We start from the raw sequence: 12,225 nt of genomic DNA on the forward strand, positions 1-12,225 counted from the left end.
GATCAACGGACCGCAGCAAGTTGACTGAGGGACACATTGTTCAGCGTGGCGCCGGCGGTGGTCTGGACGGTCAGAAGTGGCGCGCTTCCAGACAGTGACAGCGCACTGACCGTACCTGTCACCGTGCCGGTGGGCGTGCTCACGTCGACGGTCTTGCCGATCAAGCCGACGGATTGCAGCGCCGCCTGGTTGGTGATCAGGGTCTCGATCTTGGTGTTGAGCTGCTGTGTCTGCTCCAGGCTCGTGAACTGAGCCATCTGCGCCATGAACTGCTGGTTGTCCATGGGTTTCAGCGGATCCTGGTAGGTCAGCTGCGTCAGAAGAATCTTGAGAAAGTCTTCCATCCCCAGGCTGTTGGCCTGAAGGTTGGTTGCCCCCGAACCGCTCACTGCATCGATAGCCATCACGCCTCCTTGGAATCAATTGAATCGAACATGAATGGACGCGCGACGGCGTCGTTCCCAACCGCAACGCGCAGCGGTGTCGACACACCATCGCGCCAGACGATCCGACCGTTGCACACCACTTGGTGAAGGCGCTCGCCGCGAGTGCGCATGCCGCGCTGCAGATCCGCCACCCACTGCGGCAGCATCGCAGCAAGCGTCGCGTCGTCCGCACGCATTGCGATCCAGACGGCCTGCCCTTTTGACGTGCTTTCCTCGTGCAGACGAACCAGCGCCAAGGTGCGGTTCGTAGACGCCGCACGGACCTCCACGCCGCGGGCTTGCGCCGTCGCTTGCGTCTGTCCGGGGACCGATCGCGCTGGCTCGGAGGCCTGTTTGTGTCCCTCATCTGTTCCCAGCAACGCCATCGCAGTCTCCGGGAGAGCGGATGCGCCCACCGAGAGAGACGTCGGCGCCTGCGCACCTCCAGCATCCACAGCTGCGGATGCATGGATGCCGTCGTCGCCGACGCGCCCGGCCTCTGGCGAGCTGAGCGAGGTTGCGTCTATTGACTTCGCCTCCCCTGCAACCGGATCTGCGTCCGCGAGGCCCTCCGTCGTCGAAGGCGTCCGTGCCGTCGAGGATCCATCGAGCGACGAGAACGTCCGTGCCGCGACCCGAGACCCATGGTCCGTCCCAGGCAGTCGTGCCTGAGGTTCGCGTCGCGCCGATTCCCGCAGTTGATGTTCGCGATCCGCCAGGTCACGGGACGGGAACTCGCGCGACAAGGAACCACGGGACGGAACCATGGATGCGCGAGCACTGCTGGGCTGCGGCGTGCGTGTCGATCGCGCACTTTCGCGCTCGACCGGAGTGTTGCTCGTGGTCAGCATGGGCTTGAACCAGCTGTCCAGCTGCGCGCGTTCCATTTCTCGCGCCCAGGCCAGCCGGTGCTCAGCGCTGTCGCCGTGGCGCGCATCGTCCGGCGAAGCTGGGCGCTTGAGCAGTCCCATCGGACCGGGAGCGGTGGAAGTGGGGTCGGTCGTGCTCATGGATGTTGCTTCGGGACATCGAAGGAGGTTCGCGCACTGGCCGAACGTGCCAGCCAATCGCGATCTTGCTCGTTGAGGTTGCGTTGACGCATCTCGTCGCCGTACTGCGCGAGAGCATCCTCCTTGTGTTGAGTCAATCCCTCGAGACGGACCTGCTCGCGCAGGCACTGCTGCCTGCATTGCTCGCAGTTCGTGCGTTGCTCCTGACGGGTCTGGTCGAGTTCAAGCCATTGCTTGCGCAGGCTCGTCAGGTAGCCCAGATGGCGGCGGTGCGCGGCCGGGTCGAGGCGCTGCATCAGCGCCTGACCGAGTTGGTGCGCCTGCTCGTCGTGCGTGGCGAGCAACTGCGTGAGCCTTGCTTCAGTCTCGGCGAGCTGCTTTTGCGCCTGGGCAAGCACCGTCATCGCCTTGTCCAGGCGCCATTGCTGGCGCTGGTGAACCGGTTCCAGCGCGTACACGAAACCTCGCGCATCGACGTCGCGCGCGACGGTAGCCGTCCCGGATACGGTCGACGCCATCATGCATTGCCTGCCGTATTTCGTCCTGCAGAGGCGGCATCCGATGCCAGTGCCGCGCGCAGCGCCTGGATGGCTTGCGCGCGGTCGACACCGCCCTTACTCTGCCGCAGCCATTCCTGCAGCGCTGGTTCGATCTCTATCGCGCGATCGAGCTCGACGTTCGATCCTCGCTCGTAGGCACCAATGTCGATCATCTGCCGGTTACGTTCCAGCAGCGCCAGCTTCTGCACGGCCAGCACCGCCAGCGCCCGCTGCTCCGCATCGGCCAGTTCCGGCATGAGGCGGCTCACGCTCTTGAGCACGTCGATGGCGGGATAGTGGCCGCGATGGGCGAGCTGACGTGTCAGGACGATGTGGCCGTCCAGGATGGCACGCAGGGCATCGGAGACGGGCTCGTTGAAGTCGTCGCCTTCCACGAGCACCGTAAGCAGGGCCGTGATCGACCCGCCGCCCGGCGCCATGCCGCACCGCTCGCACAACTCGGGCAACTCGGCGAACACCGAAGGGGTGTAGCCGCGTGCGGTCGGCGGTTCGCCCGCAGACAGCCCGACCTCGCGCCGCGCCATCGCGAAGCGCGTGATCGAGTCCATCGTCAGCAACACGTGACGCCCCTCATCGCGGAAGTGCTCGGCGATCGACAGCGCTGCGTAGGCTGCGCGCAGCCGCGCGAGCGCCGGCTGGTCCGAGGTGGCCACGACGACAACCGAGCGGGCCAGCCCTTCCGCGCCGAGCTGTTTCTCAATGAACTCGCGCACTTCGCGCCCCCGCTCGCCGATCAGCGCAATGACATTGATGCCACCTTGCCCGCCGGCATCGCCTTGCGCCTTGACGTGGCGAGCCAGCAATCCGAGCAGCGTGCTCTTTCCGACGCCGCTGCCCGCGAAGATTCCCACGCGTTGGCCCAAGCCCAGCGTGAGCAGGCCGTCGATGCTGCGGATCCCGGTCTCCAGCACGCGATCGATCGGCGGGCGTTGCATCGGGTTGATGGGGGCCGCCTTGAGGGAGCGGCGTGAAGTCACCACCGGCTTGGGACGACCGTCGAGCGGTTCGCCGAAGCCATCGATCACGCGCCCGAGCAATGTCGCGCCAACGCCGATCTGCGAATCCGCTCCCATTGCGTGGACCTCACAACCCGCCGCGATACCTTCCACCGAGCCATAGGGCATCAGCGTCACGCGGCCAGGCTTGAGCCCCACCACTTCGGCCAACACGCTGGGCACCTCGGCGTCCGGCTGCGCGGTCTGGCCCGTCGGGCCCGCTGGTCGCACCATGATCCGGCACAGTTCACCCACGGCAGCGTCGGGGCCGAGCGCGTCAATGGCGAGGCCCTGCATCTCGCGCACCCAGCCGATGCGCCGATGCAGCTCGGCGGTACGCAGTGCCTCGCGACTGGCGGTCAGCGCACTCATGTCAGGTTCCATCCCCCGCGGCGGTGTGTCCAGTCGCAGCGCGCGAACGCAGCAGCAGATGACGCAGCACCTCGAGCTGGGCTTCCAGGCGTGCGTCGAGACCACCCTCGGGGGAGCGCACGATGCATCCACCCAGGACCATCTCCGCATCCGCGATCCACTGGATGTCGTCGTTGGCGAAGACCTCGTCCTGCGCCGGCTCTCGCCGCAGCGTGGCCAGGTCGTCCGGATGAAGGTGCACCGCCACCAGCCGGCGTCCGCGCAGCGCGCGAACCGACTGAAGCAACTGCGAGCGCAGTCCCTCGGCCGTCGCGACGTGTTCGCCAAGCACGCGGCATACCGCTTCGAAGGACAGTGCGAGCATGTCGTCCTCGACGGCGACCAGTCGCTCCTCGATTCGCTGCGGGAGCGCCTCCAAGAGCTGAGCCAGCACCTTGACGCGGGCCTGGTACGCGACCTGGGCTTGCTGCGTCAGTTCGCGGCTCAACTTCTCAGAGTGCTCTGCCAACGCCTGCTCCGCCTTGCGGCTCGCGAGTTCGCTGGCCTGGCGGGCCTCCTCAGCGGCGCGGACGCGCCCCTCCGCCAAGCCCTTGGCGAGCCCCTCCTCATGGCCAGCCCGATAGCCTGCTTCCTCAGTCGCCGTGTCGGCGACGGGCACCGCAGACGCAGAGGTGGGAGCTGGCGAAGTCGCCGCTGCCGGCACAGCCGCGGGAGTGCGCGGAACCGCAAGACGCACCGCAGGCTCGTGCACGGCACGAGACGCATCCGTCGCAACGGGCCGCGGACGGCCAGGCGAAACCTGCCCCTGGACAATGACATCCCGAAGCACCCGCACCGGAGATTCGCTCGACACACTCGATGCATCGGACTTGTCGAGGTTGGCGCCGTGAAGAAACGATGCCGTCATCGCGGCGTGCTCCCGATCGCGACGCGCCGGCCCCAAAGACGACCGATCGAATGACGAATCCTTTTCCACGAACCGTGGCGAGGCGTGGACGCCTCGGGCGCGGCACGAACGCATCGCGCCACGGCGTCGATGAGGGCGGCTCGCATTGCCGGAGGCACCGCCTCCCGCGCAGTGGGCGGCGTGGACAAGAGCTCTTCCAGGCGCCGGCGCTGCACAGGCTCCAGTGCGCGCACCAGGGCGTCGCGCCACGGCCATGGCGCGACACGCAGCCACTGTGCAACCAGCCCCACAGGCTCGACGCGCAGGCAATCGACGGCGCGCTGGATGCCCGAATCGTCCAGCGCCATGAGCATGGCTTCGTCGGACGGAACCACAGGCCCGCCGACATCAGCTCGCGCCGTCGCCTCGGCGACGAGGCTCGCATCGCGGGCGATGCCCAACGCCTCGAGTTCCGCGAGCAGCCGGAGCATCTCTTCGCGCTCGGCGGCAGACAAAGCACGCAGCACCCACGCACGGTCTTCCGGCGTCATGGCGTGCAGCAGCAACGCCGCATGGCGTGCGCCGCCGGACTCCGGTGCGATCTGGCCATAGAGACGATCACGCTCCACGCTGCCATGAGGCTCGGCCCCCCCGACCACAGAGCCTCCCACGAGCGACTTCATCCGCCATTCCGCCGCGACAGGCCAGAGCCACCGGCCGTTGCCGCATCGGACTCGTCGAGCCATGCGCGAACGCGGCGCAAGGCGGCGGCGCGCTCTGCTTCACTCAGCGTCGCGGCAGATGCGTTGCGCGCGGCACCCTTCCGATCGCGCGCAGCCGTACGCAGCACCCAGACGGCCACGCCCACGAGCAGTGCACCGCCCACCAGCCAGCGCAACCAGCCCAGCTCGCCGGCGTCCGTCGCACCCGTGGTCGCGGCGACGTTCTCGTCACCAGCTGCTTCCGTGAAGCCCGCGCCGCCCTTCGAACCGCCTCCCGACACAGCCGGCAACGACGCATCCGAGGATGGGACGGCGGCCTGCGTCGCCAGCGACTGGACCACCACCGTATCCCCTCGCTCAAGCGAGGCGCCCACCGCGGCGGCAATCACCTTGCGAAGCTGTTCCTCCTGGCTGGCATCGAGCGCCTTGCGTACCACGGCGACAACCTGGACGCGACGGATCGAGCCCGGCTGACTCACCACCTGTTCGACCCGACGCCCCACCGCGTACTCCACATCACGCTGCGCGCTACCTGAGCGGGGACCGCCCATGTCGATCGCCCGGACATCGCTTGCGCCCGCGTTGTCGCGCAGCACCTCGCGTTCGCGCACGATCACGCCGGTCGACTGCAGCCCCGAGCGCGAGGCCGCGGGCAAGACGTCTTCGGTCGTGGTACGGATCTGGTCCATGTTCAGTGTGACGTCCACGCTGGCCAGCGCCTGGCCCGCGCCGAAGCTGCGGTCCAGCACAGCGGCTACCTTGCGCGACAAATAGGCTTCCGTGTCGCGCTTGAGATCCAGCCGTGCGCTGTTCAGGTCAGAGTCCCCATTGCCTGCCTCCGCCCGCGTGAGTGCCACGCCGTGGCCATCGACGATCGTGACGTCCTGCGTCGCCATGCCGGGAACTGCCGCGGCTACCAGGCGTTGCACACCTGTGATCTGCTCCGGCCGCAATGCCTGGCCCTGGCGCATCGTGAGCGTGATGGAGGCTTTCGCCTTGGAGGTGGCCTGCTTGAAGAGGCCCTGCTCAGGCAGCGCCAGCAGGACGCGGACCTCGCGCACCTCAGACAGCGACTGGATCGTGCGCGTGAGTTCGCCCTGCAGTGCACGCTGGTAGTTGACCTTCTGCGCGAACTCGGTCATCCCGAAATCGGTGTTGTTGAACAACTCCAGACCGACAGCACCTTGCAGCGGCAGTTCCTTGCCCATCAGCTTGATGCGCGTGGCATGGACCGTCGTCTTGTCGACGAGGATCGCGGTGCCGTTGTCGCCCAGACGGTACGGGATCTTGAGGCGTTCGAGTTCCGTCGTCATCGCCTGTGCATCCTGCGGCTTGAGATCCGAGAACAGGACTTGGTACTCCGTGTGGAACACCCACCAGGCAGCGGCGGCCAGCGCGAGGACGATGACCAAGACACCACCAATCAGGCCCGCGCGGGCGCGCTGTGTCAAACCTTCCCAGAAGTTCATATCGGCATCTTCATGATGTCTTGATACGCCTCAAGCAGCCGGCTCCTGACCTGCATCATCAGCTGGAACGACAGGCGACTTTCCTCGAGGTTGATCATGAGCTGGTGCAGGTTCTGCGCGTCCCCGACCGCCAGCTTCTGCAGCCCGATCTCGCCATCGACCAGCTTGCTGTTGATCTGCGAGATGCCGTCGGACACCATGCGGCCGAAGGACCCCGTGGCGGATGTGCCGGGGATGCCCTGGGCCCCCGATAGATCGGCCGTGCTTCCCGTTTGAACGGCAGACAGTGCCTGGGCGCCGGCCACCATGGACTGCGCCTGCGGCGAAAGCGCCGAGAGGGCTTCGACGGGCAGAAACGCGCTCATGTGTTGCTCCCGATATCCAGCGCGCGCAACGCCAGCGTTCTCGTGGTGTTCATCGCCGACACGTTGGCTTCGTACGCACGCGTGGCGCTCATCATGCTGACCATCTCAGTTGCGGTGTCCACCGCGGCATAGGCCACATACCCGCGCTTGTCAGCCAGCGGGTGGCTGGGCTCGTAGACCAGGCGGGGTGGCGCATTTGTCGGCACGATCTGCATCAGAGGTGCGGCTACCGCGACCGCATCCGCATCCAGGCCCTGGGCGACAAGCGCACCGAAAGCCGCGGCATCGTTCGCGCCAGAAGAGAGTGCGCCGACGCCACGCGCCTCAGCGATGACGCGCAGCGGCTGATAGCTCACGCCGCCGACGCCTTGCACGGTGTTGGCGTTGGCGAGATTCAAGGCCGCGACATCCACGCGCGTGCGCTCGATGTTCATGCCCACGGCGCTGATGGCAAAAGATTGGCTGTAGTCCATGGCTGTACTCACTTCCTGCCGTCACCGGCAGCCATTGAAAGAATCGAGAAATGACGCGAGAGGCCCTTCACGAGCGCCTGGTAGTGAACGGCATTGCGCGCCATTTCGGCCGCCTCCACGTCGAGCTGCACCTGCCCCGCCGCGCCGCCCTCATCCACCGCCGGTTCGATGCGGGGGCGGACCTGGGCGAGCGCTAGCGCATCGATGCGACCGGACTGCTCCATGCCGCGCTGGACGTCGACCATCTGCGCCTCGAAGCTCACGCGCTGCGGCACATAGCCCACCACGTTGGCGTTGGCGATGTTGGTGGCGATCGCTTGCTGGCGCATGCTGGCTGCGTCGAGCGCGAGCGCCAGTGCGGATCGAGTCACGGCTTCGATTCCGTCAGTCATTGATGCCTCCAGATACTTGGGAATTCATGAGATTGTCGATTGAGGGGGACCTAGCGAACGGTGCTACTGCACGACCAGTTCGCCGTGCAGCGCGCCTGCGGCCTTGACCGCGCGCAGGATCGAAATCACGTCGCGGGTACTGGTCTTCAGACGTGCCAGCGACTGGACGAGGTCCGACACGGTGTTGCTTCCCGTCACGAACCCGGTGCCATTGCCCTCCTGCACGTCGACGCGCGTGTTGGTCACGATCGCTGTGCGAATGTCGGAACCGCCCCCGATCACGTTGTAGGGCTGCGAGGCCGTGTTCTGGCTGGAGATCGCAATCTTGATGTCGCCGTGCGAGATCGCCACGCGAGAAATGCGCACGTCCCCTCCAGACACCACGGTCCCGGTCCGCTCGTTGATCACCACCTTTGCGCGCCGGTCCGGCTCCACGGTGACGTTCTCGATACGAGTGAACAGGCTCACCAGCTGGTCGCGCTGGACCGCAGGTACGGCGATCTCGATGCCCGAGGCATCACGTGCCTTTGCAAGGCTGCCGCCGAGCTGCCGGTTGATGGCGTCGGCCACGCGACTGGCCGTCGTGTAGTCCGGCTCCGAGAGCACGAAGGTCACGTTCTGGCGCTCGTCGATCATGTTGGCGTCGACGCCAACCTCGACCGTCGCACCATTGGGAACCGAACCGGCAGTCGGATGGTTCTTCTGAACCACGTTCCCGTTCGCGTCGTAGCGATAGCCACCGACCGATAGAGGCCCCTGCGCGAGTGCGTAGACCCGACCATTCGCCCCCTTGAGCGAGGTGACCAGCAAGGTGCCTCCAACGAGGCTGCGGGCATCGCCCGCCGAGCTCACCGTCACGTCCAGGGTATCGCCTTCACGCGCAAAGGTGGGCAGCGATGCACTCACCATCACCACCGCAACGTTGCGGCTTTGCACGGCCTCGGGAGGGATCGTCAGGTTGAACTGCGACAGCACGTTGGCCAGCGACTGCCGCGTGGTGCGGTTCGAGGGCGAATCGCCCGTGCCGGCCAAACCGGTCACGATGCCGGTGCCGAACAGCGCGTTGTCGCGCCAGCCCTTGAGCTTGCCCAGGTCCTTGACGCGCACGGCGTCCGAGGCCACGGCGGCTTGGGCCGGCCCTGGGGCCGTCAGCCAGAGGCTCGCAAGGACCGCGACGGTCACGACACAGGACAACCATCGACCGAGTGGCGGGCGGCCAGGCAGCAGGCAGGTCCAAGCCCGCGAAGCGAATCGATGCATCACAACCCCAACCAATCAAGAATTTTTCGCCAGGCGCTGCGGCGCGCACGGTCGGAGACATCGCCCTCGCCCACATACGTGATGCGTGCGTCGGCCAGACGAGTCGACAGCACCACGTTGCCGTCCGAGATGTCCTGCGGTCGGACCCGCCCTTCCAGGTTCACCTTCTGCAGTTCGTCGTTGACCGTGAGCAACTGTTCGCCCGCAACACGCAGCTCGCCGTTGGGCAACACGTCCTTCACGGTCACGGTCAAGGTTGCCAGCAGCTTGTTGGTGCGCTGGGTCCGGCCGCCACCATCGAACTCTCCGCTGACGCCGATTCCCAGCGTTCCCACGACACGGTTGCCGGTGTGCGTCACGGACCCGGCGATGTCATTCGCGCGGCGCGTCCCGGTGTTGGCACTGGTTGTGGCGGAGGAGTTCTCGAAAACCTGGATCGTGAGCGAATCGTCTACGCGGAAAGCCTTGTTGTCGGCCGTCAGGGGGCGGAAGCTCCCCTCCTGATAGAGGCTTTCCGAGAGCGCGGGCCAGCTCACACAAGCCGCCGCCACGCAGATCGCCGCCATCGACAGCGTGCGCAACGGCCGAAATTTCACGCGATGTCTCATGGCTGCACCTCCACTCGGCCCGGTCCGGTAACGCGTGCGAGCACCTCGCCGCTCGATCCAGGCACCTTCACACGGATGACCTGGCCTGGGCGACCGTCCTGCAGCACTTCCACCCGACTTTCGACGGACACGTCGCCGCTGCGAGCCAGTAGTTGCGCCCAGTTGCCCCGCGTGACCGAAGGCGTGGCCTGGAGATGGGCATCGGTGAGGATCTCGCCGGGTTTGAGCTGTTTGCGCAGGCGCTGTGCACCCACAGGCGACTCCTCGCCCGCACCGGCAACACCTTCGATGCGCATCGCCCTGCCCCCCTGGACGGTCGTCAGGTCCACTTCCCGCGTTTCGGTCGCGCCCCGCAGGACCACGCCATCGATCTGCGCGCCACCGGCCATCGGTGCCGTGGCGACCGTCGCCTGCGCCCACGCATTGACTTCGAAAGTGACGGCCGTGCTGCGGACGAAGCGATCGTTGACCCACGCCTCGACCCAAACCAGCATGCGGCGGGACGGCTGCGCCTGATCGGCGATGGGTCGCACGCGCAGAACGGGCTGACCGGCCGGCAGCACCAGATCGCGTGCCGTGGAGACAGGCTGCACCTGGGCGCGAACACTGCGCTGTCCAAGCCAGTTCTGCAACGCCGCCTGAGCGGCCGAGATCACGGCCTCCCCGGACAGGTCCTGCGCCGCGCTCTCGATGAGCGTTTCGCTGGCGCCACTCCATTGGACGGCAGGCGATCCCTCAACCTTGACTTGCGCAGCGCCCCGAGCCTCTACCCAGCGCACGATGGTGTCACGATCGATCGCGACGGGCGAGCCCGGCCGCGGTGCGGAACCGATGGGCAGCGCCATGAGCCTGCGCAGCGCCACCAGGTCTCGGCTCGTGAGATAGGCGATGTCGCCGAGCCGGACGCTGGTCTGGTCCACCTGGACCTTCGGGCGCAGTTCGATCGAGACGACGGAATCGACCCAGGGCGCGGCGAGTGCCGGCGCAGCGGCACAGAGGGCGAAGATCGCTCCGAAGGTGACCGCCCACATGGCTGGGTGGCGCTCAGCCGGGCTACTTGCGCAGACCATTGATCATTCCGAGCATCTCATCGGACGCCTGCATCACCTTGACGTTGGCCTCGTACACACGCTGCGCCACCATCAGGTTCACCATCTCCTCATTGAGCTTCACATTCGAGCCTTCAAGAAAGCCCTGCGCGAAGCTGCCCATGCCGTCCTCTGCAGCTTTGCCGGCAATCGCGTCACCCGAGCCTGTGCTTGAGCGATAGAGGTTGTCGCCCTGGGGTGTCAGCGCAGACGGGCTGGTGAAACGCACCAGATCGAGCTGGCCGACTTCGACTGGCGTGCCTTGGCCGGCCACCTCGACCCGAACGCGCCCGTCGTTGTCGATCTGCAGGCTCTGTGCGTTGTCTGGCACCGCCACGTTCGCCTTCAACGGATAGCCTCCAGCCGTAGCGAGCAGCCCATCCTTATTGATCTTGAAGGTTCCGCCGCGCGTGTAGGCGCTCGAGCCATCGGGCATCGTCACCTCGAGAAAGCCCTCTCCCTTGATCGCCAGGTCCCAGGCCGACTCGGTCTTCTTCAGATCACCCATGTCGAACAGCTTGGACACCGATGCAATCCCCACACCCGCGCCGAGCCGGTTCTCCGCGCCGAGGATGCCCGCCTCCTCCAGCGAAGGCTGCAGCCTGCCGGCCTCGCGAACCATCAGGTCCGAGAAACCGACCTTGCCCTTCTTGAAGCCGGTCGTGTTGACGTTGGCGAGGTTGTTGGCAATCGTGTCGACGTTGAGCTGCTGCGCCTGCATGCCGGTCGCGCTGATGTAGAGGGCATCGAACATGGGAGAGGACCTTGAAGTAAGAGGTATGCCGCCAAGGCGGTATCAGGACAGATCGCCGAGCTTGCGCACCGCGGCACCGATCATTTCGTCGTAGCCAAGCGCCACGCGCTGCATCGACTCGAAGTGCCGCATCGACTGGATCAGTTGCGTCATTTCCTGCATCGAGTTGACGTTGGAGTTCTCGACGAAGCCCTGGCGCAGCTGGACGTCGGCGTCGACGACCTGCACCGGCGCCGCGTCCGTGCGCAGCAGGCTGCCGCCCAGATGTTCGAGCTTGGCCGCCTCATCGAAGCGCACGACCTTCAACTGGCCGACCGGCGTCGTCTCCAGACCGCCGCCAGGCTTGTTCTCAAAGACCTGTCCGGTCGCGTCGATCACAGGGTTGGGACGGCTCAGGACGATCTCGCCGCCCACGCCCATCACCGGCTGGCCTTGTGCCGTGACCAGCCTGCCGCGCGCGTCGAGTTGCCAACTACCGAGCCGGGTATAGGTTGGACCCGCATCGGTGGAGATCTCGAAGAAACCCGGCGTCGTGAGCGCCACGTCCAGGCTTTGACCGGTGGTCTTGAGCGTTCCCGCATGCCCGTCGGTCTGGATCATCAAGGAGCCCCCCACCGCCAGGGTGCCCGGGATCGCGCCCATCGTGGCGGCGCTCCCCGTGCGACGGGCCGCGTCTGCGCCGCGCATCGCGTCGGCAAAACCACCGGAGCCCACAGGCAGACTGCTGGCCACTTCCCGCTTGTAGCCGGGCGTCGTGGCATTGGCGATATTCATGCTGATGCGCTCCAGGCGAGCCATGTCCTGCTGCATGCCGTTGAGGGTGATGGCCAAAACGTCGCTCATCGG

Annotated in this window: 15 protein-coding genes; all 15 read right to left on the reverse strand. The window is 66.4% G+C overall.

Features of this window, described 5'->3' with window-relative positions; genetic code table 11:
* Positions 1 to 2: 2 nt before the first annotated feature.
* Positions 3 to 404 (reverse strand): flagellar hook capping FlgD N-terminal domain-containing protein, encoded by a 402-nt coding sequence (locus D3H34_RS15225; RefSeq protein ID WP_119554349.1) that lies wholly within the window; start codon positions 402 to 404, stop codon positions 3 to 5.
* Positions 404 to 1,435 (reverse strand): hypothetical protein, encoded by a 1,032-nt coding sequence (locus D3H34_RS33975; protein ID WP_147400441.1) that lies wholly within the window; start codon positions 1,433 to 1,435, stop codon positions 404 to 406. Before D3H34_RS33975 ends, D3H34_RS15225 begins: the two co-directional genes overlap by 1 nt.
* Entirely contained in the window at positions 1,432 to 1,956 is a 525-nt protein-coding gene (locus D3H34_RS15235) for a flagellar export protein FliJ (protein ID WP_147400442.1), read from the reverse strand. The genes D3H34_RS33975 and D3H34_RS15235 overlap by 4 nt, the downstream gene beginning before the upstream one ends.
* Entirely contained in the window at positions 1,953 to 3,362 is a 1,410-nt protein-coding gene (locus D3H34_RS15240; RefSeq protein WP_119554352.1) for a FliI/YscN family ATPase, read from the reverse strand. Before D3H34_RS15240 ends, D3H34_RS15235 begins: the two co-directional genes overlap by 4 nt.
* Position 3,363: 1 nt before the next feature.
* The gene (locus D3H34_RS15245) at positions 3,364 to 4,269 is read right to left on the reverse strand and encodes a FliH/SctL family protein (protein WP_167481212.1); all 906 of its coding nucleotides are present in this window, start codon (positions 4,267 to 4,269) and stop codon (positions 3,364 to 3,366) included.
* On the reverse strand, positions 4,266 to 4,931 hold the full coding sequence (locus tag D3H34_RS34280) for a hypothetical protein (RefSeq protein ID WP_167481213.1): 666 nt from the start codon (positions 4,929 to 4,931) through the stop codon (positions 4,266 to 4,268). Before D3H34_RS34280 ends, D3H34_RS15245 begins: the two co-directional genes overlap by 4 nt.
* Positions 4,928 to 6,439 carry a flagellar basal-body MS-ring/collar protein FliF gene (fliF, locus tag D3H34_RS15250; RefSeq protein WP_119554354.1) on the reverse strand — a complete coding sequence of 504 codons (1,512 nt, stop codon included), beginning with the start codon at positions 6,437 to 6,439 and terminating at the stop codon, positions 4,928 to 4,930. Before fliF ends, D3H34_RS34280 begins: the two co-directional genes overlap by 4 nt.
* A complete protein-coding gene (gene fliE, locus D3H34_RS15255; RefSeq protein WP_119554355.1) occupies positions 6,436 to 6,804 on the reverse strand; it encodes a flagellar hook-basal body complex protein FliE in 369 nt (122 codons plus the stop codon). Before fliE ends, fliF begins: the two co-directional genes overlap by 4 nt.
* Positions 6,801 to 7,277: a flagellar basal body rod protein FlgC gene (gene flgC, locus D3H34_RS15260; protein ID WP_119554356.1), complete on the reverse strand. Its 477-nt coding sequence runs from the start codon at positions 7,275 to 7,277 to the stop codon at positions 6,801 to 6,803. Before flgC ends, fliE begins: the two co-directional genes overlap by 4 nt.
* 8 nt (positions 7,278 to 7,285) lie before the next feature.
* Positions 7,286 to 7,669, reverse strand: coding sequence for a flagellar basal body rod protein FlgB (locus D3H34_RS15265; protein WP_119554357.1), 384 nt, complete (start codon positions 7,667 to 7,669; stop codon positions 7,286 to 7,288).
* A 63-nt stretch (positions 7,670 to 7,732) separates the two neighbouring features.
* Positions 7,733 to 8,791 (reverse strand): flagellar basal body P-ring protein FlgI, encoded by a 1,059-nt coding sequence (locus tag D3H34_RS15270; RefSeq protein WP_286185766.1) that lies wholly within the window; start codon positions 8,789 to 8,791, stop codon positions 7,733 to 7,735.
* Positions 8,792 to 8,928: 137 nt separating this feature from the next.
* A complete protein-coding gene (locus tag D3H34_RS15275; protein WP_286185768.1) occupies positions 8,929 to 9,537 on the reverse strand; it encodes a flagellar basal body L-ring protein FlgH in 609 nt (202 codons plus the stop codon).
* The gene (gene flgA, locus D3H34_RS15280; protein WP_119554360.1) at positions 9,534 to 10,568 is read right to left on the reverse strand and encodes a flagellar basal body P-ring formation chaperone FlgA; all 1,035 of its coding nucleotides are present in this window, start codon (positions 10,566 to 10,568) and stop codon (positions 9,534 to 9,536) included. Before flgA ends, D3H34_RS15275 begins: the two co-directional genes overlap by 4 nt.
* Before the next feature lie 22 nt (positions 10,569 to 10,590).
* Positions 10,591 to 11,379, reverse strand: coding sequence for a flagellar basal-body rod protein FlgG (flgG, locus tag D3H34_RS15285; RefSeq protein WP_119554362.1), 789 nt, complete (start codon positions 11,377 to 11,379; stop codon positions 10,591 to 10,593).
* A 42-nt stretch (positions 11,380 to 11,421) separates the two neighbouring features.
* Positions 11,422 to 12,222, reverse strand: a complete 801-nt coding sequence (locus D3H34_RS15290) for a flagellar hook-basal body protein (RefSeq protein WP_119554364.1) — start codon at positions 12,220 to 12,222, stop codon at positions 11,422 to 11,424.
* Between the last annotated feature and the right edge of the window lie 3 nt (positions 12,223 to 12,225).

This window comes from Acidovorax cavernicola (assembly GCF_003581445.1).